Origin of the sequence: Halomicrococcus gelatinilyticus (assembly GCA_024227995.1) — an archaeon.
In the GTDB taxonomy this organism is placed as follows: Archaea; Halobacteriota; Halobacteria; order Halobacteriales; family Haladaptataceae; genus Halomicrococcus; species Halomicrococcus gelatinilyticus.
In genome coordinates this window covers 970,109-996,623 of record CP100465.1, presented here as the reverse complement: position 1 = coordinate 996,623, position 26,515 = coordinate 970,109, and the positions used below count along the sequence as shown (strand labels likewise).

Sequence of the window (26,515 nt, the reverse complement as noted above, 5' to 3'; positions counted from 1 at the left end):
GTCGTCTGGTACTGCGAGGCGTTTTAAATAAGTGAACGGGGAGGAGCGTTCGCGACTCTCCCGCGACCGTCCGTCGGTGGCACGTCGCCGCGGCTGCCAACCGAACCGGTCCCGGCATCGTCGCCGCTCACCGCAAAATTGTCGTCGCTCACCGCGAGAGCGCCATCTTGCACCGCAAAATCGTCGTCACTTACCGCGAGAGCGTCGCCTCGGTGTCCAGGTCGTAGACGCGCTCGGGCGTCTCCACGTGGGCGTTCCTGACAGCGTCCTCGTACCCCTCCTCGAGCAGCCAGTCCACGCGCCGCGGGACGGTCTTCGGTCCGAGGACCGCGCCGGGCCGGTCGGGGTCGTCCACGAAGTCGGTCTCCATCAGGAACGGTTCGCCGGCCTCCGCCGCGACCGCCAGTCGGTCCTTCTCGCTCATCACGCTCGGCGTCGGCCCCTTCAGTCGGCCGCCGGCGTAGTGCTTGACGACGCGTTCGGCCGGCAACCCGGCGTCCTCCGCCCACGTCGCTATGTCCGAGAGGTCCTCGCTGGCCTCGGTGTGCAACTGCACCGCCGCGTCCGTCTCCGCGCCGAGTTCGAGCGCGCGTCGGAGGACGGCGTTCGACGCCGCCCACACGTCCTCGGAGACGTCGTAGTGCGGCCGCCCGGACTTCAGCGCCACGGCGCGGCCGTCCGCGACGTACTCCGCCGCGACCGCCAGCCCCGCTTGCATCAGGTCGCGCGCCTCCTCGGGGTCGTACCCGCGGTCGTCGACGAGTCGCGACACCAGACCGGGGTGGACGCCGAGGACGGACCAGGCCTTGCCGTCGAGCACCTCGTTCGCGCGCGCGACCACCTCGACCGTCGTCTCGAAGACGGCGCGGAAGTCCTCGCCCGTCTCCGCCGTCACGCCGAGGAGCCAGGAGGGCTTGTTGACGACGAGCAGGTGGGTGCCGCCGCTGCGAGCGAAGTCCTTGACCGCCTCGATGCCGCGCCCGTGCTCGGGGTCCAGATGCAGATGGTTGTCCAGGACCGGCGTCCCGAGGTCGTTCATGTGCGACCGAACGGAGCGTGGGACCGAAAACCCTACTCTTCGAGCACGACCGCGTCGTGGGCGACGTTCTGGAGCGCGTCGGACCGTCCGTGCTCGCCCGGCGCGATGGCGACCGTGCGGACGCCGTTGCGGGCCGCCTTCTCCAGCACCGGCTTGAAGTCGGTGTCCCGCGACGCGATGGCGAGCGCGCCGACGCGCCCGTCCAGCGCGAGTTCGGTCGCGTCGATGGCGAGTTTCACGTCCACGTCGCCGCTGGTCACCACGACCTCGTACCCCCGCGCCTCGGCCGCCTGGATCAGCCCCGGCGTCGCGTGCTCGTCCAGGTAGAGGCGCGCGACGGCGAGCTGGCCCAACTCCTCGCTCGCCGTCCGGACGTCGTCCAGGTCGACGTCGAACTCCTCGCGCAGCACGTTCGGCCCGTCGACGAACAGCGCGACGGTCCCCTCGTCGGAATCGCCCAGCAACGACTGCAGCGGCCCGCTCATGGCGCGGCGTAGTCGGTCACGCGTCATAGGGGTGCCGGTCTCACGGCGCTTCACGGGTTCTGGTCGTGGACATGCAGTCGAGAGCGTGGACTCAGCAGTGTCAGCACTCACGTCAGCGAATCCGTTCGTAGTATCGCTGTCTGGTGAGGTACACCACCACCATCAGGCTCAGCGTCGCCGCGACCGCCGAACCCAGCTCTTTTCCACCGGCGACCACAGACACGGTGTTCCGACCCAGTTCGAGGAGGTACAGCAGTATTTCCGCTGGTGTTCCCCACTTCCGCTCCGTCCAGAGTCCGAGCGCCGTTCCGAAAGCGAGCACGCTGATTCCGAGATAGAGCGGGGAAGCTGCAATAGCGAGCCAGAGGGTCACGAGTCCGGCGAGAAAACTATGCCCGGCGATCGCCTTCACGCCCAGCGGGGGCCGTTTGTACTCGGGGACGTACGAGTGCACGTTTCGATTCAAGCTGTTACCGGATATAATCCTACTCCCGTGCTAACACGACACGGGGCCGCTCGGTGTCCACCACGACCCCGACGCTTTCCTTCTCCGAATACAGTGTGTGGATTTATCGGTCGGTATCTTTCCATTCGTCGGGGTCGCCTTCGCGGAACTCTCCTTTGGCATGGCGTTCTCGCGGCCACAACGCGATCCCCACCAGTATCGCGTAGAACACACCAACGAGAGCGATGACGACAGCTCCCGGGACGTAGGCTATCCCAGCGGCTTCGAGCCACGTTTTCCGTGGCGGCGTAAACGCAGTGATACGAAAGACCCACGCCGCGAGCAAGATGCCGAGCAGCGGGAGGTACACGCGTCGAAGCCGGTTGTCGAGTGCTTCTCGAAGTGAAACTTTCACGGTCGGCACCCGGAAGTCCGCACTCAACTCCGCTCGCCAGTTCTTGCGTTCCACGTCGTGCGATGGGTCGAGCGCGTTCGCGAACAGGTTCTCTTGGAGCAGGCGAACCCGCGACCGAAATACGTCGTAGTCTCGATACCGTCGCGCCTCGATGGCCAGAAAGACGGTGACGACCACGATTCCGATGAGCAAAATGTAGTGGGGATTGTCGGAACTCGAAAACGCCCACGTCAAGATGGCCGCCATCACCGTCACGGCCCACGTCGTGGTCTGGTCGAGGCGCTGGCGCCACGTGGTGACGCGACCCATCTCTCCGCGGTAGCAATGGGCCATCACCGACCCGAGCCCTGTACTATCATCGACCATCTCACGGCCGATCTGGCGCTGCTCGGGCGCAGTAGGATCGAACTCGTCGCTCCCTGAATCACTCATATCGTAGGTACGCCTCCCTGCCACAAAAACGAGACACTGAATTTCGAACGGCTACTCCGTGAGACACGGAGCGTGAGATACGCACCCTCTCCCCGTTGCGAACTCGACTCTCACGTCGCCAAGCGATTCACTACCGGGGCGTCCACGTTAACCGTCGCCGTCGCCGGTGTCCTCGTCGATGAACGACTCGGGTTCCGCCGACGCCTCAGTCGCCGTCGCCGGTGTCCTCGTCGATGAACGACTCGGGTTCCGCCGACGCCTCAGTCGCCGTCGCCGGTGTCCTCGTCGATGAACGACTCGGGTTCCGCCGACGCCGCCACCGCCCGCACCGCGGCGACGTTCTCCTCCACGTCGTGGACGCGGACGATGTCGGCACCGCGCTCGGCCGCGATGGCCGTCGCGGCCACCGTCGCCGGGCCGCGCTCGCCCGCCTCCTGCCCGACGAGGCCGAACATCGACTTGTGGGAGTGCCCGACCAGCACGGGACAGTCGAGACCGTGGAGTTCGCCCGTCCGTCCGAGGAGTTCGAAGCTCTCGGCGGCCGACTTGCCGAACCCGAGTCCGGGGTCGACGATGATGCGTTCGCGGTCCAGGCCAGCCTTCTCGGCGAGCAGCACCCGCTCCTCCAGTTCCGCGACGACGTCCTCGACCACGTCGTCGTACTCGACGTCGCGCTCGGGGACGACCGGCGCGTCGATGCTGTGCATCACCACGAGCGGCGCGTCGTACTCGGCGGCGACGAACCGCATCTCGGGGTCCTCCAGGCCGGAGACGTCGTTGACGATGTCCGCGCCGGCGTCGAGGGCTGCGCGGGCGACCTCGGCCTTCCGCGTGTCCACCGACACCATGGCGTCGCAGTCAGCGATGGCCTCGATGACTGGGACGACGCGCGAGATCTCCTCCTCGACGGATATCTCGTCCGCGCCGGGGCGCGTGCTCTCGCCGCCCACGTCGACGACGTCCGCGCCGGCGGCAACCATCTCCTCCGCGCGGGCGATGGCGTCCTCGCGGAGTTCGTACTCGCCGCCGTCGTGGAAGCTGTCGGGCGTGACGTTCAGGATGCCCATGACGGCCGTCCGGTCCTCCCAGGGGAACCCCTGGGCGTCGGGCGACCGCTGGATGCCGAGCGAGTCGCGCAACTCCTCGGCGAACACCGAGAGGCCGTACGGCTGTCCCTCCAGCTTCTCGGCGAGGCGCTTGAACTGCGACAGGGTGCCCATCAGCACCACGTCGATGCGCTCCTCGTCCTGGTCGTTCAGCCCCGACTGGGCGCACTCGCCGCCGAGGCTCAGCATCTCCTCCTTGAGGTACTGGGCCTGCCGCGGCTGGACGCGCGTCTTCAGCACGCGATGGACCGCCTTGCCGCGCATCCGCCAGACCCCCGGTGCGGTGACGTTCGCGCCCGACAGCGTCTCCTGCGCGTCGTCGAGGTCGGCGACGCGCTTCGGAATCTCCGCGCGCGTCCACCGCTGGCGCGCCTCCGCGACGGCGAACAGCGACCCCGCGACGAGCACGAAGTCGTCCGGGCCGGCCGCGTCGAGGGCGTCGTCGACCGCGCTCTCGACCGAACTCACCCGTTCCACGTCTTCGACGCCGGCCGCCTCGAACGCCCGCGCGACGACCGCCTCGTCCTCGGCGCGGTCGAGGTTCGGTTCGCAGGCGACGACGCGGTCCGGCGTCGGCAGCGCCGTCGTCATCCCCTCGAGGTCCTTGTCGTTCATCGCCCCGAAGACGAGGTGGAGGTCGTCGTAGTCGAACTCCGCTAGCGTCTCCGCGACCGCCTCGCACGCGCCGGGGTTGTGCGCGCCGTCGAGCGCGACCAGCGGGTCGGTCCCCATCACCTCGAACCGGCCCGGCCAGAAACCCTTCCGGAGACCGCGCGCGAGCGTCGCCTCGTCGACCGCGACGCCCTCACCCCGCGCGTCGGCCACCTGTCGGGCGAGCGCCGCCGCGATGCCGGCGTTGCGGGCCTGGTGTTCGCCGAGCAGCGGTATCGACGTCTCGACCGACCAGTCCGCGCCGGAGACCGAGACTCCCGCTTCGGTGTGGTTCGACCGTCCCTCGTAGGTCGCCTGGACGGCCGCGTCACTCCCGTCTGCGTCTCGCTCCGATGCCGCGTCGGCGTCGACGCGAACCACGTCGTCGGCCTGCCGTTCGACGGCCGCCAGCGCGTCGCCGGTCGCGCCGGTCACCAGCGGCGCGTCGGCGGGCGCGACGTGGGCCTTGTCCCGCGCGATCTCGTCGATCGTGTCGCCGAGGACGCCGGTGTGCTCCAGCGTGACGCTCGTCACCGCCGCCGCGACCGGGTCGACGACGCTCGTCGCGTCGTACTTCCCGCCGATGCCGACCTCCAGCACCGCGACGTCGACGTCCTCGCGGCCGAAGTACCACAGCGCCATCGCCGTCATCGTCTCGAAGAACGTGGGCGACTCGCCGACGACGGCCCGCTCCTCGACGTAGTCGCGTGTCGCCTCGACGAACTCGACCAGCGCTCGCTTGCGGATCTGCCGTCCGTCGACGGTGACGCGTTCGCGCACGTCGTCCAGGTGCGGAGACGTGAACAGGCCGACCGACAGGCCAGCCTCCCGGAGCACCTGCTCGGTCATCCGGGCGGTGCTCCCTTTGCCGTTCGAACCGGCGATCTGCACGAAATCGACGGTCTCGTGCGGGTCACCGAGGTGGGCGAGGAGGCTGGCGGTCGAGTCCGTCCCCGGGCTCGGACGGAACCGCCGCAGGTCGAAGAGGAAGTTCGCCGCCTCGTGGTAGTCCATACCTCCGTGAACAGATGCCGGACGCTTCAGGCTATCGGAGTCCGGTCTCGCGGGCCGCTCGCGCGTCAACGGCCGTTACCGCGTCGGCCTGCCCCCCGCCGCCCAGCTTCCGTCCGGCGGCGCTCGCTGCGTGGCCGGAACGTCGTCGCCAGTCGCTAGTTTTCCCGCCGGTTCCTGTCGTTACGTTTGAGAGGCGACCCGACGTCTGGCGTCAATCTAACATTACTCGAACATTCTCGAAGATGTGTGTAAGGCGCGACGCACCACTCACGGTCGAATCGAACTCGCGGCCGGGCCTCCGTCGACCGCAGGAGTATCCTGTCGTTTTCCGGAGGTAGGGCGTCGTTACCCTTCCGACAACGGTATATTCCGGAAGGGTATACACAGAGCAAGCCGCCGATACGGCGGGGACGGATATGGACGGACACACGAACGACATCGACGACGGCATCGCCAGGGCAATACTCGCGGACTCGAAGTACGAACAGCTCCGCGCCCGACGGTTCAGCTACTTCAAGCAGCCGATACCCCGGAAACTGGCGTGGCAGGGCGTGCTCCTTCTGGCCCTCTCGCTCGTCGCACCCATCGTATTGGCCTACCCCGACTCCGTCGCGACGCTGCTCGCCGACGGCAACCCGCTGGCCGGGTCGCCGGTCATCGCCATCGTCGGCGTGTTCACCGTCGGCGTCGAACTGCTCGCGTCGCTCGGGCACGTCGCGGTCGCGGCGGTGCTCGTCCGTCGGAAGGCGCGACTGTCGCGACGGCGCGCCCGCGACCTGCTCGCACTCGAAGACGTCGCGTCGCTGCTCGGACTCGGTACCGGTGCTGTCGGCGTCGCCGTGACCGTCGGGTACTTCCTCCTCGGTCACGCGGGGACGGGGGCCATCAGCCAGTACGTCGCGATGGGCGGCCGCAACCCGTTCGATCCATCTGGAACGGGCATTACGGTCGCCGTCGTCGCCGCTGCTGCGTTCTGTAGCGGTCTCGTCCTCTTCGGCCTGAGCCGCTACCTCGACGCCCGACTCTGACGGCCGGCGGGCGACACCGTTCTCACTCCAGCTGGTCCGTCAGTCCCCACTCCTCCGCTCGCCGTTCGGCCTGTTCGCGCGCCTCTTCGCGTATCGCGGCGATGCGCTCGTCGTCCTCCAGGAACGCCTCGACCGCGCCGGACGTCGTCTCCCCGTCGTCGGTCGCCGGCGTGGCGTCGAGCCGTTCCGGCGGTGCGGCGTCCCTGGTTCGCACCGCGAGGTCGGTGTCGCCGCCCAGTCGGTCGGCGGGCATCCCTGGCGGCACCTGCAGTTCGGGCGTGTCGTGGGCCTCGTCCAGTGCGCCGGCGGGCGATTCGTACAGGTCGACGCTGTAGGGGCCGGGCACGGCGAGGTCCGACAGCGCCGCCGGCCCGCCGCGGTCCGTTCCGGTGTGGTACGCGAGCACCGGCACGCCTGCGGCGAACGTCAGGACGCCGCTCCCCTCGTCGTCGAGCAGCAGCGCGTCGCCGGGTTCGAACACGGCGTACCCGGTCAGCTCGCGGTCCAGCGCCGCCTCGAGCGCGACGGCGGGGTCGTCGACCACCCGCGAGCGCACGAGCGTGCCGCGGGGGAGCGTCCGGTCGCTCGACAGGTTCATGGCGAATCGGGGACGACCGCGCTGCGGAATCGATCTGCCACGTCGTCCGATGCTCCGTCGTGGACCTCCAGCGCGGCGGCCACGTCGCGGTAGGCGTCGGCCGCCGGACTCTCCGGCGCGTGCGCCAGTAGCGGCTCGCCGGCCTGCCGTGCCGTGCGCGCGGCGTCGTCGTCCGGAACCGTCCCGAGCGTCGGGCCGTCGAAGTAGCGCTCGCACTTCTCGGCGATGGCGTCCACGTCCTCCGACTCGTGGACCTTGTTGAACAGGACGCCGGCGGTGCCGGTGCCGTAGGAGTGGGCGTACTCCTGGACCTTCAGACCGTCGCTGACGGAGGGGATAGTCGGCTGGAGGACGACGACCACGCGGTCGGCCAGCACGACGGGGAGGACGGCGCTCTTGCTGCCGAGGGCGGCCGGCGAGTCGAGCAGGAGGACGTCGGTGTCGGCGGCGAGGTCCGCGACCACGTCGCGGAGGCGGTCGGGGTCGGCGCGCTCGAACGCCGCGAGGCTCGTGCCGCACGGCACGACGGACATCCCGAATCGTTCGTAGACGGCGTCCTCGACCGCCACGTCCGCTCCCTCGACGAGCAGGTCGTGCAGCGTCGTCTCCGCGTCCGCCAGGCCCGCGTGGAAGAGCAGGTTCGCCATCCCGGTGTCGGCGTCGACGACGGTGACGTCGTACTCCTCGGCCAGCGCCATCCCGAGCGCGAGCGTGCTGGTGGTCTTCCCGGTGCCGCCCTTCCCGCTCGCTACAGCGAACGCCTCGACCATCACCTCCAACTGGTGGCGGCATGGGTTAAAAATTCACGTCCTTTCACGTCTGAGAGAACGACTGGGCTGCGAAGGGAGCGGAGGGTGGAGGGAGGCTGACGGGGTGAGGGAAGTGACGACGGGCGGACGAAGTGGAAGGTGGATGGAGGCGGACGAGGTGGATGGAGGCGGACGAGGTGGATGGAGGCGGACGAGGTGGATGGAGGCGGACGAGGTGGAAGGTGGACCTGGGGCGTATGGAGGGGGAGGGAGGCGAAAGGAGGGAACGACGGACGGGGGTCGCGTCGTCGGTGGAGTGTCAGCGGGGCGAACGGGAGCTAGCGCTCCTCGTGGCGGCATCGCACCGGATGACAGGACCGGTTCGCGAGGTCTCGAAGACCGTGGCGTACTGCGCCGTCGACCGGGCGACGCAGGGACACGTCCTGGTTCCTGACCGTCGGTACGGAGAGCCTCTGGTCGTCGTACGCCCCACAGGGGAATCGCCGAACGAACGTTAAAATTTTTCCATCGAATCTACGTTCGTTAATTAGGTCACGAGACGAGACGAACACCGACATCGTTTTGAAACAAGGCGGTGGAACACGGAACGATGGCTCCGGGAACGCGAGACCTCACGTCCCCGCCCCTCGCCCAGGTGCTCGCCTATCCGGCGCGCGTGAAGATCCTCGGGGTGCTCGCCGACGATCCGTCGGCGAGTTTCGGAGCCACCGACCTCGCCGAACACGCGGACGTGGACCCGAGCACGTGGGCGACCCACCGCGACGCCCTGCTCGACCTGGGACTCGTCCGGACGGTCGAGACGGACGGCCCCTATCCGGAGTACGCGCTCGCAGAGACGTCCGCCGCCCAGGCGCTGCGACGCTTCTCCGACGAACTCGACGACGTCCTGCTCGACGAGACGGACCCCATCGCCGACGCCGTCGACGGGTTCGTCCGGTGACGGTCGCGCCGGGAACCGTTAAGACCGTCCGGCCCGTCCTGTTCTCGGTGTGACGACGGACGCGACGACCGTCGAGAACGCGATCGCCGTGGAGGACCTGACGAAGTACTACGGCGACGTCCGGGGGGTGGAGGACCTGACGTTCGCGGTCGACGCTGGGGAGATATTCGGGTTCCTCGGCCCGAACGGCGCGGGGAAGTCGACGGCCATCCGGGCGATGCTCGGCCTGCTGAAGCCGACGCGCGGGACGGCGAGGCTACTGGGGCAGGACGTGACCGACCGCGACGCCGCGCTGGCGGCGCGGGCGAACGTGGGGTACGTCCCCGGCGACGCGAACTTCTACGGGGACGTGACCGGCGAGCGACTGCTCGACTACTTCGGGTCGCTGTCGGGCGACCAGCGCCGCGAGGAACTGCTCGACCGCTTCCCCATCCCGCACGACCGGAAGGTGAAGGCTTACTCGCGAGGGAACAAGCAGAAACTCGCACTCGTCCAGGCGTTCATGCACGACCCCGACCTCGTCGTCATGGACGAACCCACCGCCGGCCTGGACCCGCTGGCCCAGAACGCGGTCTACGAGTTCCTCGAAACCGAACAGCAGCGCGGCGTCACCGTCTTCTTCTCGACCCACATCCTGAGCGAGGTGCGGCGGCTCTGCGACCGGGTGTGCATCATCCGCGACGGGCGACGCGTCGCGCTGGAGCAGATCGACGCCCTGCTGGCAAAGAGCGGGAAGGTCGTGCGCCTCGACCTGGCGGAGTCGCCCGCGCCCGACGACCTCCGCTTCCCGGGCGTCGCGAGCGCCGGACGGGACGCGGACGGCTACTACCGCCTGGTCGTGACCGGCGACGACTACGACGGGCTGGTGGACGTCCTCGACCGGTACACGATCAACGACGTGGTGGTCAGGGCGACGTCGCTGGAGGACGTCTTCATCGAGTTCTACGACGAGGACGTCGAACGGCCGGCGGAGCCAACGGCACCGCCGCCGGGGGAGGCCGGAGGGGAGTGACGTGCTGGAGATAACGCGGTTCGAGGTCGGCAAGCGCGTCCGGGGGACGCTGCTGCTGACTGCGGCGCTGGTCGTGCTCATCGCGCTCCACGTCGCCCTGTTCCCCTCGATACAGAACGCCGGCGTCGACCTCGACGCCTACATCGAGAGCCTGCCGGAGGAGACCCGGCGCGCGTTCGTCGGCAACGTGACGACCATCACCACCATCGACGGCTTCCTCGCCTCGCAGTTCTACCAGCTCGCCTGGCTGCTCGTGCTCGGCGTCTACTACGCGTACGCCGCCGCGTCGAGCGTCGCGAGCGAGGTGGAGAACGGCACCCTCGAACTGGTGCTCGCCCACCCGGTCAGCCGGTCGCGGCTCGTCGTCGGCAAGTTCCTCGCGCTCGTCCCGAGCATGGTCGCCGTCAACGCCCTGAGCTACCTCGCGGTGTACGGCGGCGTCCAGTACATCGACGAGTCGATCGACGCCGTGGACCTGTTCGCGCTCCACGCCTACTCCATCGGCTACCTCCTCGCCTGCGCGGCCATCGGCATGGTCGCGTCGGTCGTCTTCGACTCCGCCCGGCGCGCCCAGACGGCCGGCATCGGCAGCGTCTTCGGCATGTTCCTCGTCGACTCGCTCACCTTCGACACCGACTACGAGTGGGTCGGCGACGTCGCCGTCACCCGCTACTACGACGTCGGCGAGATACTCACCGAGGGGACGGTCGCGTGGGGCGACCTCGCCCTGCTGGTCGTCGTCGCCGTCGTCCTGCTCGTCGCCAGCGCGGAGCTGTTCGAGCGCAAGGACGTCTGACTACCGCCCGCGCCACCACCACCAGCCTGCGCCCGCGAGCACGACGGCGACCACCGCGACCGTTGCGACGAGCGGGAAGCCCGGGCCCTGGCTCCCCTGCACCTGCACGGGGACCTGGTAGGGACCGGCGACGCGGCGCTCGCCGTCCGGCGTCTCGTAGGTGACGAGCACGGTCGCCGGCTGGCGTCCCGGGACGGCCTCGTCCTCGACGGTCAGCTCGAACGCCGCGGTCGCGGACCCGCCGGGTGCCAGCCGCCCGACGTACGCGCTCGGGTCGTCGCTGGTCAGCGGTTCGGCGACCTGCAGGCGCGCCGTCACGTTCCTCAGCGGTCGCCCGGCGTCGTTGGCTATTCTGGCCCGGATCCGGCCGCTCTCGTCGACGCCGAACGACGCGTCCACCGGGGTAACGTCGAACGGTTCGCGCCTCGCGCCGACCTGGATCGTCGCCGGTAGCGGGTCGCTCGCGGTCCGCCCGCCCTCCTCGCTTCGGTAGACGACGCGGAACGTCAGCTGCCTGGGTCCCGCGCTCGTGGCGTTGCTCGCGTCCACGTCGAACCGGAACGACCGCCGCTCGCCCGCCGGAATCGTCCCGAGCGGGTACTGCGTCTCCCCGGATCGGAGCGTCGTCGACCCCCGCTGGAGGACGAGCGTCGCGTCGCGGACCGGTTCGGGTCCCTCGTTCACCACCGCGCCGGTGACGTTGCCCTCGTCGCCGACGCGGAGGGTGCTGGTGACGTCGCCGAGCGCGAACGACTGTTCTGGGGCCGGGATGACGCCGAACGTCTCCAGTTGAGTCTGGGTGCGGTTGCCGTTGGTGGCGTAGGAGACGGTCATCGAGAAGGGGTAGCTGGCGACGACGGTGTCGTTGCCGGCGCTGGCGTCGAACTCGAAGGTGACGTCCTCGTTGGACGCCCAGTCGCCGACGAACCGCGTCGCGTTGCGTGCCCCGACGACGCCGCGCGTGCCGCCGGCGCGCACCCGTCCCAGGCGGATGGTGTCGGTCAGCGGCCGCAGCGTGACGATGGCGTCGTCGACGTCGGGGCCGGTGTTCTCGACGGTGACCGAGATGGTCCCCGTCTCGCCGGCCTGGACCGTCGAGGCGATGCGGGTGACCTCGAAACGGTCGAGTCTGATGCGCCCGGAGGGGCGCACGTCGAACGTGAACGGCGGGGTGCGCACCCGGGTGCCGTTCGTGGCGGTGTAGGCGACGGTCGCCTCGAAGGGGTAGCTGCGCGTCTCGGCGAACTCCTCGGCGAGGAGCTCGAACCTCACCGTCCGGCGCTCGCCACGCGCCCAGGTGCCGACGAAGTCCGTGGCGTTCTGGGCGGGGCCGAACCGCAGGCTCTCGTTGGGCGACTGCACCCGGACGCTTGCGTTGCGGACGGCGTCGCCGGTGTTTTCGAACGTCAGCGCCAGCGTCCCCCGTCCGTCGACCGGCACGTTCGTCGTCGCCGAGACGAGTTCGAACTGCGTCTCTCCCTGCGCCAGGGTCCCGATCGTCGTGGGCGTCTCCTGGGCGGCAGCGGGCCCGTCACGGGCGGGACCGCCGACGTCCAGGGCAGGAAGCGCGGCGACGTACGCAGTGCCAGACGTCGCCAGCAGGACCGCCAGGACCACCGCGGCCGACGGGCGTGTCACCCCGGTCATCCGTCCCGGCCGTCGTCGTTCCTGCCGATGACGGACGCCGTCGCCGGCGCTCGCGAGCAGTCCGCGTTCGTCCCTGGACCTCCGCCGCGCGATGCGACCGCGTCCCGTAGCGGGAGCCGTCCTCCCCCCTCGCTCGATGACATCCCTTTCGCCCCCGTCACGTTACACGACGACGAGGCCTATAGGTCTGGTTCCGTCCCGTCGAGGGACGGACAGTTGCGACGACCGACCGCCCCGCGGGCGAGGCTTCCAGCGCCGGTCGTTCGGCCCGACGCGTCCCGCGACGCCGCCAACTGGACGCCGTTCGACACCTCGGGCGGTCGACAGCTGCGTTCCCCCGCGTCACCGCCATCATCTCCGCACGCACGACGTTCGTCTCCGCAGGTCGACGGGAACTGGAATGTCACGGAGGGCGGCACTATCTATCTGGTGGCGGTCGAAAGATGAAAAAGGTCTTGTCGCACCGGATAGACGCTCCGGCCATGAAAGCCGTCGTCCTCGCAGGCGGGTACGCGACGCGACTGTGGCCGATCACGAAACATCGCCCGAAGATGTTCCTCCCGATCGGCGAGACCACGGTCATCGACCGCATCTTCGCCGACCTGGAAGCCGACGACCGCATCGACGAGGTGTTCGTCAGCACCAACGAGCGGTTCGCCGACGACTTCCGCACTCACCTCGCCGGGAGCGAGTTCGAGAAGCCGACGCTGTCCATCGAGGACACGTCCGAGGAGGACGAGAAGTTCGGCGTCGTCGGCGCGCTCGCCCAGCTGGTCGACCGCGAGGGCGTCGACGACGACCTGGTGGTCATCGCCGGCGACAACCTCATCAGCTTCGACGTCGGCGACTTCATCGACTTCTTCGAGCGCCACGGCGCGTCCAGCCTCGCCGCCTACGACGTCGGCAGCCGCGAGAAGGCCACGTCGTACGGGCTGGTCGAACTCGACGGCGAGGAGGTCGTCGACTTCCAGGAGAAGCCCGACGACCCCAACTCGACGCTCGTCTCCATCGCCTGCTACGCCTTCACCCGCGAGACGCTGCCGCTGCTCGAAACGTACCTCTCCGACGGCAACAACCCCGACGAGCCGGGCTGGTTCGTCCAGTGGCTGCAGTCCCGGGACACCGTCTGCGCCTACACCTTCGACGAGGCGTGGTTCGACATCGGGACGCCCGAGAGCTACCTCGACGCCGTCGCCTGGTACCTCGACGGCGAATCCCGGGTCGCCGACTCGGCGACGCTCGACAACGCCACCGTCGGCGAGAACGTCCACGTCATGGACGACGCCGAACTGCTGAACGCCAGCGTCAACAACGCCGTCATCTTCCCGAAGGCCACCGTGCGCGACTGCGACGTCCGCAACTCCATCATCGACGAGAAGACCCACATCGAGAACATGGACCTCTCGGGCGCGCTCATCGGTGCCCACACGCAGATCACGAACGGCCAGTAGCGCCCGGTCTGACCCCGAAGTAGACCGCCCGTTTCTCCGTCACGTCGCCGAAGAACTCCACCGGAACCCTCCCGACCGCTACCCCAGCCAGGCGTCCTCGACGCGGATGGTGCCGCGGGTGCCGTCCCACTCGGTGTCGTACTCGAGTTCGATTGGGCGGTCCATGTGCGGCGCGTCGGTCACCAGCGTCTCGAACTCCCCGCCCTCGCCGAGGACGTGGACGCCGTACTCCTCGTTCAGCCGCCGGAGGTCGGCGAGCGCGTCGGCGTCGAGGCGGCGGCCGAGCCACGACTCGTCGAGACCGTAGGCGGCGACGGCGACGATGCGGATCTCGAACCCGGCGTCGAGCATCGCGTGCGCGAGGTCGACGGGGTCCTCCCGCCACAGCGGCGCGAACAGGTCCGCGCCGAGGCGCTCGCACATCGCCTCGATGCGGTGGGTCTGGAACTCGCTCTCGACCGCGCCGGCCGTGACCCCCGTCACGTCGAGAGCGAGGTCCGCCAGCGCGTCCTCCAGCACGGCGAGTTCGCGGTCGCCCTGCGCGCCGGCGTCCTCGGCGTCGCCAGCCGCGAAGTCGTCCGGTTCGACCTCCACGAGGTCGATGCCGACGCTCTCGGCGGCGAGCGCGGCGAGGTCCGTCGCGGGGACGTGGTACATGTACGAGTCGCCGTCGGGGTGGACCGTGAGCAGGCGCTCGACGGGAAGCCCGCGCTCCAGCGCCCGGTACAGCGCCCACGAGGAGTCCTTGCCGCCCGAGTAGAGGCTGACCCACCCGGCCGATTCGTCGCTCATGGTGGTGCCTGGGCCCCAGCGGATAAATGGGCGACGGATTTCCTCGCGTCCGGGGAGAGCGACGCAGACCGACTGTCGACTCGTCACCGGCGTCCGTCGACTAGTCGTGCCGACGCCGACCAGCGCAACTCTGGACGCCCCGCAGTGACACGGACGTGAACACTCTACCGTTCAACGTGGCTTAGAACACCGATATGTATCCACGTAAGTGCATATCTTCCGGCGAGCAACCACAACATCTTTTGGCCCGGCGCGCGCCGCTTCGACCATGACACGAATCGCTGGCATGGCCGGGAACCGTGGTCGAAACCTCCTGCACCTCGACGACCTGGCGCCCGGTGGGGCCGAGCTTTCGGTCGTCCTGACGACCGACCCCGACGCGCCGGTGCTCGACGCGGCGGCGCAGCGCGACATTCCGACCGAGGTGGTCGAACTCGGCGACGACGAGGACCGCCGCGCCCACGAGCGGCGGGTGCTCGACGCCCTCGACGACCACGAGTTCGACCTCGTCTGCCTCGACGGCTACATGCGCATCCTCACCGACGAGTTCCTCGACGCCGCGCCGACGACGCTGAACGTCCACCCCGCGCTGCTGCCGTCGTTCCCCGGCGCGGACGCCTGGGGCGACGCGCTCGACGCTGGCGTCGACGTCACCGGCTGTACGGTCCACGTCGTCACCGACGCGACGGACGAGACGGGCGCGGTCGACCCCGAACTGGTCGACACCGGCCCCGTCGTCACCCAGGAGCCGGTCCCCGTCTACGAGGGCGACGACGCCGACTCGCTGAAGGAGCGCGTGCTCTACGAGGGCGAGTTCAAGGCCTACCCGCGCGCCGTGAAGTGGTTTGCCGAGGACCGCGTCGACGTCGACTACGACGCCAACGCCGTCAGCGTCGACGGCGACGAGGGCGGCCGGTTCCCGGTCCGCCGTGTCGAGACGGCCGACCGCGCGGCCGACCTGCGCTACGGCGAGAACCCCCACCAGGACGCCGCGCTGTACGGCGACGCCACCTGCGAGGAGGCCAGCGTCGTCCACGCCGACCAGCTCAACGAGGGCGCGAAGGACCTCTCGTACAACAACTACAACGACGCCGACGCCGCGCTGAACCTCGTGAAGGAGTTCGACGAGCCCGCCGCCGCGGTCATCAAGCACACCAACCCCGCCGGCTGCGCCACCGCCGACTCGCTCGCCGAGGCGTACGAGCGCGCGCTCGCCACCGACGCTAAGAGCGCGTTCGGCGGCATCGTCGCGCTGAACCGCGAGTGCGACGCCGCCACCGCCGAACAGGTGACCGACTCGTTCAAGGAGGTCGTCGTCGCGCCGGGCTACACCGACGACGCGCTCGACGCCCTCTTCGAGAAGGACAACCTCCGCGTCCTGGAGACCGGCCCGCTCGGCGAGACGACCGAGCACACGACGGAGAAGGACCTCGTCGGCGGCCGCCTCGTCCAGGAGCGGGACGCGCAGGCGCTCACCCGCGACGACCTCGAGGTCGTCACGGAACGCGAACCGACCGACGAGCAGTTCGAGTCGCTTCTGTTCGCCTGGCAGACCATCAAGCACGTCAAGTCGAACGCCATCCTGTTCGCCGACGGCACCGAGACCGTCGGCGTCGGCGCCGGCCAGGTCAGCCGCGTCGACGCTGTCGAGATCGCGAAGATGAAGGCCGAGAAGGATGCCGAGGGCAAGTCCGCCGACGGTGCCGTCATGGCGAGCGACGCCTTCTTCCCCTTCCCGGACGCCGTCGAGATCGCCGCCGAGGCCGGCATCGAAGCCATCGTCCAGCCCGGCGGCTCGGTCAACGACGACGACGTCGTCGCGGCCGCCGACGAGCACGACGTCGCGATGGTGTTCACCGGTCAGCGCTGTTTCCGCCACGATTAGTGGCGGCGTCCAGTCGGTCGAAGACGTACGTCCGTAGCGACTCCCTGCAATCCTCGCTGTCCTGCCCCACGAGCCGCAGGTCCCGCATGGCGAACGCCGCCCGGTAGACCTCGCAGCGGAACGCCGCCTCCGGCGGGAGTGGTCGCTCGGCCTCGTACCCCTCGTGCAGCGCCGTCCGGAGGTCGTCGTCGACCGCGACGGCGGTGGGCGTCCTGAGGAAGTCGCGCTCCGCCCAGACGAGGTCGAACGCCCCCGGAGCGGCCTGGGCGAGCTCCCAGTCGAGCAGCGCCGTGACCTCGCCGCCGTCGAACCGGACGTGGTCCGGGGCCGGCTCGCCGTGGACGAGGACCGGCGAGCGGTCGGCGAATTCGTGGCGGTGTTCGCCGACGAACTCCCGGACCGCGTCGCCCGCGTCGGCGTCGCGGGTCCCCGCCAGGGTCGCCGCCCAGTCGTCGACGAAGCCCGCGAATCTGTCGGGCCAGCCGGTCGGCCGTGCGACGACGAGCGGGCCGCCGCCCTCCTCCAGTGCGCCGTGGCCGTCGAACCAGCCTGCCGTGTCGCGGTGGAGTCGAGCGAGCGTCCGGCCGACGGCACGCAGTCGCTCGCGTCGCCGGTCGCGGGGGTCGTCGCGGTCGTCGACGTCGCCGCGCGCCCACGCCAGCACGAGGTGTCCGTCGCCGGCCGCGAGCACCGCCGGAACCGGGACGGCGGTGCGCTCGCCGACGGCCGCCAGGACGGCTCCCTCGCGGGCGAGCATCGCCGGCTGGGTGTCGGTCGTCTTGCAGACCGCCCGGCGACCGTCGACGGACACCTCGTGGACGGTGTTCCGGGCGTCACGCCGCAGGCAGTCACGTACCGCGACGTCTTCGAACTGCGATGCGAGTGCGTCGCGTACGGTGGATTCGGTCGTCATGGGTTGACCGTCGCGTCACGTGCGACAACCGGCCACAGCGCGACCCGGCTCCGCCGAGCCACGGCTATAGCCCTGGAGAAGAGACGGTCGAATCGTCCCGGAGCTATCACTTCAACGTACCGTTACGACGGCGGCCTGTCGGCCGGCGTGGATTGAAGTACGCGCCGGCCCAACCAGTGTCCGATGGGCCTCCTGGACGACACCACGGTCAAGACGTTGCTCGCGGGACTGGTCGTCTCGCTCGTCGTCATGGTCGCCGTCGGCGCGCTCGGGCTGCTCGCGGCGCTGTCGGCGCTCGGCGACCCCACCGGGAGCACGCCGCTGCTGTTCGCCGTCCTCGACGCGACGGCTCCCTACATCGTCCTGGGGCTGCTCGACGCGCTGGTCGCGGGCGTGCTCGCGGTCACGCTGGCGGTGACGGCGGTCCGGCGGGCGTCGATGCCCAGGGACGACCGGCTGGCGCGACTCGCGGAGCTCGTCGAGCGCGCGTCCCCGAAGGCGCGGACCGTCGGTCTCTCCGACCGCGTCGAACCCACGCAGGAGGACCGCATCGACGAACTGAAACAGCGATACGTCGCGGGCGACATCGGCGAGGCGGAGTACGAGCGTCGGCTGCGCGACCTCATGGACGACGAATCGGTCGACGACGACCGCATCTGGCGCGAGCGACAGCGGACCGACCGCGAGTTCGAACTGTAGCCAGTCCTCGACGGTGTGCTCAGGTCGGTCGTCCCCTCCCCGCCGGCTGCCACCAGAACGTTTCAACGTCGTGAAACGGCGGCGTGGCGCGCTTTCCCGGTACGTTTCCGCCGAGCCAGCGTCGTACCAAGGGGATCGGAGTCTGGACCGAACGGACCTGTCCTACGTGCGAGGCGAACGATTTATACGGTGGTTCTGCCTGATTATCGTCCGAATGCTCCCTGACCCGCTCGCGGGCGAGGACTCCCCCGAACTACAGGACGTGCTCGGCGTCCTCGACGACCCCGACTGCCGGGACATCGTCAAGTCGCTCGACGAACCGATGACGGCCAGCGAGATCTCCGACTGCTGTGACATCCCGCAGTCGACGACCTACCGGAAGCTGGAACAGCTCACCGACGCGTCGATTCTCGCCCAGCAGACCGCGCTGCGGACCGACGGTCACCACACGTCGCAGTACGTGCTGGCGTTCGAGGAGGTCCAGATCATGCTCGACGAACGCCGGCAGTTCGACATATCGATCACGCGTCCGCCCCAGTCTGCAGACGAGCAGCTCGCGAGCATGTGGTCGGAGGTGCGCAAGGAGACATGACCCACATCACTTCGACTATCGTCGCGATCAAGACGACGACGTTCATCATCGGTGCACTGATAACCTACTTCGCGTGGAAGGCCTACCGTCGTACCCAGGCCGACGCCCTCCAGCCACTGGCCATCGGCTTCGGCGTCGTCACCGTCGGCGCGATGCTGGCCGGCGTCGTCGACCACCTCGTTCCCGTGAACGGCACGTACGCGCTGATGACCGACAGCGCGCTCACTGCCGTCGGCTTCGCCATCATCCTCTACTCGCTGTACGCCGAGTAAGGGTTGCGGACGACGTGGTCGTTCGCCCGACTACCCGTAGAACTCCTGTAGCGCGTCCCAGAACACGCGGTGCGCTCGTTCGGGCGCTGGTCGTTCCGTCCCGACCCCGTCGTCCGCTCCGTCCGTCCGCCGGACCGCTCGCAGGTCGGCCCTCGTGTTGACGTTCGTCATCGACCGCGCCAGCGACGCGTCGGGCGGTGCGTCGGCGGGTGCGACTCGACGGACCCGCGACGCCGCTCGCTCTACCGCATCGAGGCGTCCGTCGTGCTCGCCGACGCCGAGGCCCGCGACGAGGTCCGTCGCGTACGCGCCGTGGAGCGGCTGGGGTCGCCCCTCGGCGTCGCACGCGACGACGGCGTCGAGCCGTCCCGCCGGTCGGCGTTCGTCTCGCAGCCACCGCAGCACGCGAGCGGACGCCAGCGGCATGTCGCACCCGACGACGACGAGTTCCGGCGTCTCCGCGGCCGTCGCTGCCGCCACGAGTCCGGCCAGCGGCCCACCGCCGGGACGGTCGCGGACGAACCGGACGGGCCGGGCGAGTGCGTCCTCGAGGTCGGCCCGCTGGGCGTCGGTCCTGACCGCGACGGTCGGCGTCGCCTCCGTCGCTGCGTCGACCGCGCCGACGACGTGAGCGACGAGCGGCCGTCCGTCGAGCGTCGCGACGGCCTTGTTCGCGTCGCCGAACCGCGTGCTGTCGCCGCCCGCGAGGACGACGCCCGTGGCCTCAACCATCGGGGTCGCGCACCTCCCGGTCGACCGGCGACTCCCCGGGCGCGAGCGCCGCGGTCTCGACCCTGACGACGTCGCTGACGGCCTGCTCGCCGTCGATGCCGGGCGCGACGAACCGCGGGCCGGTGGCGGCCAGCGGCGCGCCGTCGCGTTCGTCGGCGAGGAGACCGCCGAGGGCGCGTCGCAGTTCGACGCCGACCAGGTAGCCGTCCCGTCCCTCGACGAACAGGTGGGTGGTCTCGTCGGGGGCGTCGACCATGGCGAGCAGGAGGCCGACGGCGACGCCGCGCCAGCGTCCGGCCGTGCGCTCGCCGCTGGCACAGCGAACCGCGTGGTCCAGTTCGACCGTCGGCAGCTCCCGGCGGACGGCGGGGCCGAGGCGCTTGCGCCGCCGACCGACGACGGTGACGTCGCCGACGGGGACCGCGGAACGTCGGTCGTCGACCGACATCGTCAGTCCCCTCCTGCGGCGCGGCGGCGGCGGTGGCGGTGCAACTGGCCGACCCTGTCGGCGACGGTGCCGCCGAGGTCGTCGAACGCGGCCGCGGCGTCGCCGTCGCCCAGCACGACGGGCGTCCCGTCCGACCGGACCGCAGGGTCGAGCGGGAGCGACCCGAGGAAGGGGACGTCGAACTCGTCAGCCAGGTCGCGCCCGCCGTCGGCGCCGAATATCTCGTGGTCGCCGCCGCAGTCGGGGCAGACGAACCGCGCCATGTTCTCGACGACGCCGAGAACGGGCGTCTCGTACCGGCCGAACAGCCGGAGACCCTTGCGGGTGTCGTCGGTGGCGACGGCCTGCGGCGTCGTGACCACGACGGCACCCGTCACCGGAAGGTTCTGGAGCATCGTCAACTGCACGTCGCCGGTCCCCGGCGGCAGGTCGACGACCAGGTAGTCGAGCTGCCCCCACGTCACGTCCTCGAACAGCTCCGACAGCGCTCTGTCTGCCATCGGGCCGCGCCAGACGACCGCCTCCTCGCGGTCGACCAGCAGGTCCATGCTCATCACCGCGACGTCGTGCTCCTCCGGCGGCGTGATGAACTGCTCGCCGTCGGCCTCCTCCACCGCGGGGTCGTCGGCGACGCCGAGCATCCGGGGGACGTTCGGCCCGTACACGTCGGCGTCGAGGATGCCGACGCGCGCGCCGCGGTCGGCGAGCCCCGCCGCGAGGTTGGTGGCGACGGTCGTCTTCCCCACGCCGCCCTTGCCGGACGCGACCGCGACCACGTTCCGGACGTTCGGCAGGACGGCCGTCTCGGGGTCGTCCTCGCGCCTGGGGGCGGCCACGAGGTGGGGTTCGAGGCCCGCTGCCTCGACGACCGCGTGTACCTCGTCGACGATGGCCGCCTCCGTCGGCGCGTGGGGCGCTTCGAGCGCGAGTTCGACGGTCGCGCTCGCCTCGTCCACGTCGAGGTCGGTCACGAGACCCGCCGTGACGATATCGTCGCCCAGGTCGGGGTCCTCGACGGTGCGAAGCCGGTCGTACAGGTCGGATTCTGTCGTGGTCATCGTCGTGAGTCACCGCTGTCGGTCGGCCGCCCCGATGCCGTCCCGGGCGTCCCACGCGGCGAACGTCCGCGCGAACGTCGCGAGCGCGGCGAAGACGCCCTCGACCGCGTCGGCCTCGCCGACCGCCCGGTCGAAGGCGTCGAGCCACCCGAGCGCGTCGAGGGTCGCCCGCTGGAGCGCCCGCAGGTCCCCGCGGCGGTCGGCGTCGCCGGCGTCCGCGGCGGCCGCCTCGGCCGCGGCCAGCACGGCGAGGAACTCGAACTGCGCCGCGAGGTGGTCCGGGATGCCGTCGCCGCGCGTCGGACTGAACCCCGCGCGCTCGTGCAGTTCGGCCATCGTCGCGGCCGGCGTGCCCAGCAGCGCGCCGCCGTCGCCCTCGCGGAACGCCGAGTCGGACTCGAACGACTCGGGGTCCTCGCCGTCGCCGGCGTGCGCGGAGGCGAACGGCGGCACGTAGTGCGGTCCGGGCACGGCGAACAGGTTGTCGTACCCGTGGTCGAGCGCCGCCTCGCTCGGCGGGTCCTCGTCGAGCGGACCGAGGTCTACGTCGACCGGCAGTGCGGCGGTCACCTGGGCGAACGCGTCGCGCTCGACGGCGTCCGCGAACGCGGCGACGTCGCCGTCGAACGCCGCGGCGAGCAGGCGGTAGACCCGCGCCCGCGAGCGGGTGAAGGCCGCGTCGTCCGGGCCGGGGTCGCCATCGCTTGCCGCACTGCCGTCGCCGATCTGGTCGTGCTGGTCGCCAGCGTCTCTCGCGTCGGATGTGGTGTCGTGCATCGTCGGTCACTCCAGTCTCTCGACGTCGACGTAGGCGTCGTACTGCGCGTTGCTCCCGCCGACGGGGTCGCTGAGCCCGGTGTCGCCGAGCTCCGCGTCCAGCGGCTGGACGTGGTTGATGGCGAAGCCGGCGTCGCGCGGGCCGGCGTAGCCCGCCTCCTCCCTCCCGGGGTGGTCGAACCGGTAGGGGGTGTGGCCGTCACGCTCGGCGGCCTCCTGCGTCTCGCCGTCGACGGTCTGGGCCGTCGCGCCGTCGCCGGTCCGGCCCCAGCCCCACATCGCGCCGACGACGCCGGGGCGGATGCCGCCGGTCACCCAGGCGACGCCCTCGACGGTGCGGCGGCCGGCGTCGATGCGTATCTCGTCGCCGGTCTCGATGCCGCGCTGCTCGGCGTCGTCGGGGTTCATCCACAGCGGGTTCGTCGGCCGGAGCTCGCGCAGCCACGGCGCGTTCTGGGTGCGGTGCATGCCCATCGTCCGCGGCTTCCAGTTGATGAGCCGCAGCGGGCGGTCCGGCGACTCGTCGCTCTTGACCGGCGACTGGACGCTGCCGTCGTAGTGGCGCACGTCCTCGACCTTCGGCAGCGGGTCGAACCGCTCGCCGGTGTAGGAGTGCTTGCCGGTCGCGACGGCCTCGCTGTAGAAGTCGGCGCGCGCGCCGAGGCGGTAGCGCAACTTGTCGCCGTCGTAGGCGTTCGACCGGTCGTCGAAGCGGTCGGCGTAGTCGAAGTCGTGGCCGTACTGCTCGAACGCCTCCGCGTAGCCGTCGACGGGCTCCTCGAACCGGCCGCCGCGGTTGAGGACGGTGACGACCTTGCGCCACTCACCGGGCTTGACCGCCGACTTCCACCGTTCCAGGTCGAAGTGCTCGCCCAGCCCCTTCCGGTGGGCCTTGCGGAACACCGCGAGTTCGTCGTCGCTCGCGTCGGCCACCGGGTCGCGCGAGTAGGCGACGTTGGCGACGAGCTTGAGATAGAAGTCCTCGCTGCGGTGGAGCGGCCACCGCTCCCCGTCGCTGTCGACGATGGCGTCCTCGCCGACGCCGGGCAGGTCGAGGCGCTTCCACACGTCGACGAGCACCTCCTCGAACGGCCGGGCGTCGGGGACGACCTTCACCGTCGGCTGGCTGATCTTCTCGTCCGCGAGGCGCTTGTTCGGGTAGGTCCCGAAGTTCTCCCAGCGTTCGAGGTACGTCGGCTCCGGCAGGATGTAGTCGGCGTACTGGCTCGTGTCGCCGACGACCGTGTCGGAGGCGACGACCAGCGGGATTGTCTCGGGGTCGCCGATGACCTCGGGAATCCTGTCGCCGCCGGCCGCCGAGAGGACGTGGTTCTCGGAGTACGGCCGGATGAACAGCGCGTTCACGCTATAGGGGTAGGCGTCCTTCGCGCTGCCGTACAGCTCCTGGACCGCGTACGGCGGCGCGACCGGGAACCACGGCCGCTTGGCGGGATAACCGTCGTCGCGCTCGAACAGCGACGTGTCCTCGTAGTCGACGCCGCCGCGCACGATGGGGATGCCCCACGGCGAGTGGCCGTCCGGCACGTTGCCGAGCTCGTACCGCCCGGACATGGTGTCGTAGCCGGCGTACGGCGTCATCTGGCCGCCCTTCCAGTCGTAGTTGCCGATGAGGTGCTGGAGCGTGGCGATGGCGCGCTGGTTGTGGAACCCGTTGGAGTGTTTGGCTGGGCCGCGATAGCTCATGATGGCCGCGCGCTTGCCGTGGCTCGTGAACTCGTCGGCGACGTCTGCGATCTGTTCGACGCTCACGCCCGCCATGTCGGCGTACTCCTCCAGCGTGTGCTCGAACACCCGCTCGCGGTACAGCCGCCAGACGCTCTTCAGGTGGACGCCGTCGACGGTGACGTCCACGTCGAGCGTCCCCGTCTCGGCGGCGTCGGCCGTCGAGAGTTCGCCGGTCGTCGCGTCGACGACGACGAACCCGTCGCCCTCCAGGCCGACGTCGCCTGCGCGCGCCTTCGGTTGCGCCTCCGCGTCGACGCGGACGAGGTGGGTGGCGTCGCTCCACGTCGGCTCGCCGTCGTCTTCGGCCGCCGGCTTGCCGGGGTTGCGGAGGTAGTCCGCGTCGTAGCGCTCGTGGTCGATTATCCAGCGGGCGATGCCGAGCGCCAGCGCCCCGTCGCTGCCGGGGTCGACCGGCACCCACGTGTCCGCCTTCTCCGCCGTCTTCGACAGCCGCGGGTCGACGACGTCCATCCGCATGCCGTCCTGGATGGCGTTGGTCAGCTTCGGTGCGAGCCACGTCGGCCCCTTGTTGGCGACCATCGGGTTGGTCCCCCAGACGAGCAGGTACTCGCAGCTGTCGACGTCGGCGTACTGGCGCTTCTTCTTCCCGCCGTACGACCGCACGTTGCCCATCACGCTGGAGAAGCCGCAGGTGCCGGCGTGGTGGAGGCTGTTGACGGAGCCGAGCCCCTGCGACCACAGCCGCTTGCGGATGAAGTTGCGCCGGTAGCCGCCGACGTCGACGATCTGGTTCGCCTTCGGGCCCAGGTCCGGGTGGTCGGTGTCGACGAGCACGTCCTCGTACTTCTCGTCGAACGCCCCCTTGCTCATCTCGCCGTCCTGGACGGCCTCCCAGTCGCCCATCACCTGCTCTTCCGGCGCGTACGCCCACATCGACCGCAGTCCGGGGTGGCCGAGGTCGTCGTCGCCCTCGACGATCTCCTCGATGGCCTGCTCCCAGGAGATGGTCGTCCACTCGCCGCTGCCGCGCGGGCCGACGCGCTTCATCGGCTTGCGGACCCGGTAACTGTCGAACGCCGTCTGGATGCCGGCCTGCCCTTTCAGGCACATGCGGCCGCCGGACAGCGACCACCGCGTGTCCGCGACGTCACCGGAACCGGCGACGTCGCCCATCGCGACGTTCTCCGGGTCGCTGTCGTACGGCACCTGCGAGAACGGCTGGGTGTTGAGGAACGAGTAGGGGTTGCCCGCCAGTTTCCGCACGAGCGCGCTGTACTGGCCGGTGCCGCTCGCGTCGTCGAGGCGGACCTTGATGGGGCAGAAGCTGTTGCACTGCCCGCAGGTCGTGTGCAGCACGTCCGCGGCGTCGTACTCGCCGTAGTCGTCGCCGACGTAGTGCTCCTCGTCCGACCAGAGGTCGCCCACGTCGAGGTTCAGGCTCGCGCTGCTCGCAGCGCCGAGCGCGCCGATGCTCCCGACCGCCTTGACGAAGTCGCGGCGCGAGACCGGGGCCTCGTCGCCGCCGTCGTTCGAACTCATCGTCAGTCACCTCCGTGGTCGCCGAGTGGTGTCAGTGGCAGTACCTCCGCGCCGAGCGAGTAGACCAGCAGGCCGACGGCGACCATGCCGGCGCTGGTCGCCCACTCGACCATCGTCGGGTCGTAGCGCCCGTGGGGGAGTCCCTCCATGACGGGGACGATCTGGGGCGGCACGACGATGTTGAACCGCACGCCGACGATGCCGACGACGACGCTGAGTCCCGCGGCGACCATCAGCGCCGGCCGACGCCGCCAGGCGCGCTTGCTCAGCAGGAGCAGGGGGACGACCCAGCCGAGGCCGACCATCACGCCCCAGAACGACCACGAGAACTTGCTGGTGAACACGAGCATCCACGTCGCCACCTCGTGGTGGTGGAGGCTGGTCAGCGCGACCAGCGCGTCGATGGCCGTCAGCGCCACGTCGGTCAGGATGAACGCGCCCAGCAGCTTCGCCAGCCGTTCGAGCAGGTCCGGGTCGACCCCCTGGGCCGTGAACAGCCGCGTCCGCAGCACGTACAGCGCCATCACGAGCGCCGTCCCGCTGACGACGGCCGAGACGACGAAGATGAGCGGGAACAGCCCGCTGTTCCAGTACGGGCGGGCCTTCGCCACGGCGAACAGCACGCCCGTCCCGCCGTGGACGAAGAAGATGGCGAGCGGGATACCGACGATGCCGGCCCGCTTCAGCCACGCGTGGTCGGTCGCCTGCGACGCCTCGCTGGTCTCCCGGCGGCCGAGCGTCAACAGTCCACACATCGTCCCGCGCCAGCCGTCGTCGCGCTCGGCGACGCGCGCGAGGTCGATGCGCATCGAGAAGTACAGCTCCGTCACGAGCACGCCGATGTAGGCGACGTAGGCGTGGACCTCCCATGCGAGCGGGGAGGTGACCTGCCGCCAGAGGAACGGGTGGTACATGCGGTCCATCCGGCCGAGGTCGGTCCAGACGAACAGCATCGCGACGATCATGCTCACGATGGCCGCGAACAGGGCGTCGCGGTCGACCCGCTCCATGCCCGGCACCTCGAAGACGTTCGCCAGCGTGCTCACGAGGAACGCGCCGGCCGACAGGCCGACGAAGTAGATGTAGAACGCCACCCACGCGCCCCACGGGGTGACGCTCGTGAGGTTCGTGCTCGCCATCCCCTGCGTGACCCGCTGGTACATGGCGAACGCGCCGATGCCGAGCGCGACCGCCAACGTTGCGTACCAGACCGCGCGCAGACGGCCGTCGTTGAACCCGGGGTCGTAGTCGAATGCGGTTTCGGTTGCCATG

26 protein-coding genes are annotated in these 26,515 nt (G+C 70.1%); 10 read left to right on the top strand and 16 right to left on the bottom strand.

Annotated elements, in window-relative coordinates; translation table 11 throughout:
* Window positions 1-190 precede the first annotated feature (190 nt).
* From NKT36_RS05315 to folP, 5 genes are all read right to left on the bottom strand, one after another.
* A complete protein-coding gene (locus NKT36_RS05315; RefSeq protein ID WP_327052916.1) occupies window positions 191-1,039 on the bottom strand; it encodes a TatD family hydrolase in 849 nt (282 codons plus the stop codon).
* 32 nt (window positions 1,040-1,071) lie between these two features.
* Window positions 1,072-1,524, bottom strand: a complete 453-nt coding sequence (locus NKT36_RS05310) for an NYN domain-containing protein (protein ID WP_327052915.1) — start codon at window positions 1,522-1,524, stop codon at window positions 1,072-1,074.
* A 112-nt stretch (window positions 1,525-1,636) separates the two neighbouring features.
* On the bottom strand, window positions 1,637-1,978 hold the full coding sequence (locus NKT36_RS05305; protein ID WP_327052914.1) for a hypothetical protein: 342 nt from the start codon (window positions 1,976-1,978) through the stop codon (window positions 1,637-1,639).
* Window positions 1,979-2,093: 115 nt separating this feature from the next.
* Window positions 2,094-2,816 carry a DUF2270 domain-containing protein gene (locus NKT36_RS05300; protein WP_327052913.1) on the bottom strand — a complete coding sequence of 241 codons (723 nt, stop codon included), beginning with the start codon at window positions 2,814-2,816 and terminating at the stop codon, window positions 2,094-2,096.
* Between the two features lie 260 nt (window positions 2,817-3,076).
* On the bottom strand, window positions 3,077-5,587 hold the full coding sequence (gene folP / locus NKT36_RS05295; protein ID WP_327052912.1) for a dihydropteroate synthase: 2,511 nt from the start codon (window positions 5,585-5,587) through the stop codon (window positions 3,077-3,079).
* 416 nt (window positions 5,588-6,003) lie between these two features.
* On the opposite strand from folP, the gene NKT36_RS05290 reads away from it, so the two are divergent.
* Window positions 6,004-6,615 carry a hypothetical protein gene (locus NKT36_RS05290; RefSeq protein ID WP_327052911.1) on the top strand — a complete coding sequence of 204 codons (612 nt, stop codon included), beginning with the start codon at window positions 6,004-6,006 and terminating at the stop codon, window positions 6,613-6,615.
* Window positions 6,616-6,637: 22 nt separating this feature from the next.
* Here the strand turns inward: NKT36_RS05290 and NKT36_RS05285 are convergent, their stop codons facing one another.
* Both NKT36_RS05285 and NKT36_RS05280 read right to left on the bottom strand, forming a co-directional pair.
* Window positions 6,638-7,213 (bottom strand): hypothetical protein, encoded by a 576-nt coding sequence (locus NKT36_RS05285; RefSeq protein WP_327052910.1) that lies wholly within the window; start codon window positions 7,211-7,213, stop codon window positions 6,638-6,640.
* Window positions 7,210-7,983 carry a nucleotide-binding protein gene (locus NKT36_RS05280; RefSeq protein WP_327052909.1) on the bottom strand — a complete coding sequence of 258 codons (774 nt, stop codon included), beginning with the start codon at window positions 7,981-7,983 and terminating at the stop codon, window positions 7,210-7,212. The genes NKT36_RS05285 and NKT36_RS05280 overlap by 4 nt, the downstream gene beginning before the upstream one ends.
* Window positions 7,984-8,144: 161 nt before the next feature.
* Here NKT36_RS05280 and NKT36_RS05275 point away from each other — a divergent pair, with 161 nt between their 5' ends.
* The 4 genes from NKT36_RS05275 (at window position 8,145) to NKT36_RS05260 (ending at window position 10,731) form a co-directional block, all read left to right on the top strand.
* Window positions 8,145-8,480 (top strand): hypothetical protein, encoded by a 336-nt coding sequence (locus tag NKT36_RS05275; RefSeq protein WP_327052908.1) that lies wholly within the window; start codon window positions 8,145-8,147, stop codon window positions 8,478-8,480.
* Between the two features lie 92 nt (window positions 8,481-8,572).
* On the top strand, window positions 8,573-8,923 hold the full coding sequence (locus NKT36_RS05270) for a helix-turn-helix transcriptional regulator (RefSeq protein ID WP_327052907.1): 351 nt from the start codon (window positions 8,573-8,575) through the stop codon (window positions 8,921-8,923).
* Window positions 8,924-8,972: 49 nt separating this feature from the next.
* The gene (locus NKT36_RS05265) at window positions 8,973-9,935 is read left to right on the top strand and encodes an ABC transporter ATP-binding protein (protein ID WP_327052906.1); all 963 of its coding nucleotides are present in this window, start codon (window positions 8,973-8,975) and stop codon (window positions 9,933-9,935) included.
* A gap of 1 nt (window position 9,936) precedes the next feature.
* Window positions 9,937-10,731 carry an ABC transporter permease gene (locus NKT36_RS05260; protein ID WP_327052905.1) on the top strand — a complete coding sequence of 265 codons (795 nt, stop codon included), beginning with the start codon at window positions 9,937-9,939 and terminating at the stop codon, window positions 10,729-10,731.
* Here the strand turns inward: NKT36_RS05260 and NKT36_RS05255 are convergent, their stop codons facing one another.
* Window positions 10,732-12,378 (bottom strand): COG1361 S-layer family protein, encoded by a 1,647-nt coding sequence (locus tag NKT36_RS05255; protein ID WP_327052904.1) that lies wholly within the window; start codon window positions 12,376-12,378, stop codon window positions 10,732-10,734.
* A 482-nt stretch (window positions 12,379-12,860) separates the two neighbouring features.
* Between NKT36_RS05255 and NKT36_RS05250 the strand changes: the two genes are divergently transcribed.
* Entirely contained in the window at window positions 12,861-13,829 is a 969-nt protein-coding gene (locus tag NKT36_RS05250; protein WP_327052903.1) for an NDP-sugar synthase, read from the top strand.
* 78 nt (window positions 13,830-13,907) lie between these two features.
* Here the strand turns inward: NKT36_RS05250 and NKT36_RS05245 are convergent, their stop codons facing one another.
* Complete coding sequence (locus NKT36_RS05245; RefSeq protein WP_327052902.1) at window positions 13,908-14,621, bottom strand: diphthine--ammonia ligase; 714 nt, start codon at window positions 14,619-14,621, stop codon at window positions 13,908-13,910.
* Window positions 14,622-14,889: 268 nt separating this feature from the next.
* Here NKT36_RS05245 and purH point away from each other — a divergent pair, with 268 nt between their 5' ends.
* Entirely contained in the window at window positions 14,890-16,506 is a 1,617-nt protein-coding gene (gene purH, locus NKT36_RS05240) for a bifunctional phosphoribosylaminoimidazolecarboxamide formyltransferase/IMP cyclohydrolase (protein WP_327052901.1), read from the top strand.
* Here purH and NKT36_RS05235 read toward each other — a convergent pair.
* A complete protein-coding gene (locus tag NKT36_RS05235) occupies window positions 16,475-17,419 on the bottom strand; it encodes a phosphotransferase family protein (RefSeq protein ID WP_327052900.1) in 945 nt (314 codons plus the stop codon). The genes purH and NKT36_RS05235 overlap by 32 nt on opposite strands.
* Window positions 17,420-17,602: 183 nt before the next feature.
* On the opposite strand from NKT36_RS05235, the gene NKT36_RS05230 reads away from it, so the two are divergent.
* The 3 genes from NKT36_RS05230 to NKT36_RS05220 all read left to right on the top strand — a co-directional run bounded on the left by NKT36_RS05230 (window position 17,603) and on the right by NKT36_RS05220 (window position 18,982).
* Complete coding sequence (locus tag NKT36_RS05230; RefSeq protein WP_327052899.1) at window positions 17,603-18,118, top strand: SHOCT domain-containing protein; 516 nt, start codon at window positions 17,603-17,605, stop codon at window positions 18,116-18,118.
* A gap of 214 nt (window positions 18,119-18,332) precedes the next feature.
* Complete coding sequence (locus NKT36_RS05225) at window positions 18,333-18,710, top strand: helix-turn-helix domain-containing protein (RefSeq protein WP_327052898.1); 378 nt, start codon at window positions 18,333-18,335, stop codon at window positions 18,708-18,710.
* Window positions 18,707-18,982: a DUF7521 family protein gene (locus NKT36_RS05220; protein ID WP_327052897.1), complete on the top strand. Its 276-nt coding sequence runs from the start codon at window positions 18,707-18,709 to the stop codon at window positions 18,980-18,982. Before NKT36_RS05225 ends, NKT36_RS05220 begins: the two co-directional genes overlap by 4 nt.
* 30 nt (window positions 18,983-19,012) lie before the next feature.
* Here NKT36_RS05220 and mobA read toward each other — a convergent pair whose 3' ends face one another.
* The 6 genes from mobA to nrfD are packed head-to-tail and all read right to left on the bottom strand — an operon-like array spanning window position 19,013 to window position 26,514.
* The gene (mobA, locus tag NKT36_RS05215; protein ID WP_327052896.1) at window positions 19,013-19,714 is read right to left on the bottom strand and encodes a molybdenum cofactor guanylyltransferase; all 702 of its coding nucleotides are present in this window, start codon (window positions 19,712-19,714) and stop codon (window positions 19,013-19,015) included.
* Window positions 19,707-20,162 carry a hypothetical protein gene (locus tag NKT36_RS05210; protein WP_327052895.1) on the bottom strand — a complete coding sequence of 152 codons (456 nt, stop codon included), beginning with the start codon at window positions 20,160-20,162 and terminating at the stop codon, window positions 19,707-19,709. The genes mobA and NKT36_RS05210 overlap by 8 nt, the downstream gene beginning before the upstream one ends.
* A 2-nt stretch (window positions 20,163-20,164) precedes the next feature.
* The gene (locus tag NKT36_RS05205; RefSeq protein ID WP_327052894.1) at window positions 20,165-21,220 is read right to left on the bottom strand and encodes an Mrp/NBP35 family ATP-binding protein; all 1,056 of its coding nucleotides are present in this window, start codon (window positions 21,218-21,220) and stop codon (window positions 20,165-20,167) included.
* 9 nt (window positions 21,221-21,229) lie between these two features.
* Window positions 21,230-21,997: a molecular chaperone TorD family protein gene (locus NKT36_RS05200; RefSeq protein WP_327052893.1), complete on the bottom strand. Its 768-nt coding sequence runs from the start codon at window positions 21,995-21,997 to the stop codon at window positions 21,230-21,232.
* A gap of 6 nt (window positions 21,998-22,003) precedes the next feature.
* Window positions 22,004-25,243 (bottom strand): molybdopterin-dependent oxidoreductase, encoded by a 3,240-nt coding sequence (locus tag NKT36_RS05195; protein ID WP_327052892.1) that lies wholly within the window; start codon window positions 25,241-25,243, stop codon window positions 22,004-22,006.
* Between the two features lie 2 nt (window positions 25,244-25,245).
* Window positions 25,246-26,514 (bottom strand): NrfD/PsrC family molybdoenzyme membrane anchor subunit, encoded by a 1,269-nt coding sequence (gene nrfD / locus NKT36_RS05190; RefSeq protein ID WP_327052891.1) that lies wholly within the window; start codon window positions 26,512-26,514, stop codon window positions 25,246-25,248.
* Window position 26,515: the final 1 nt, after the last annotated feature.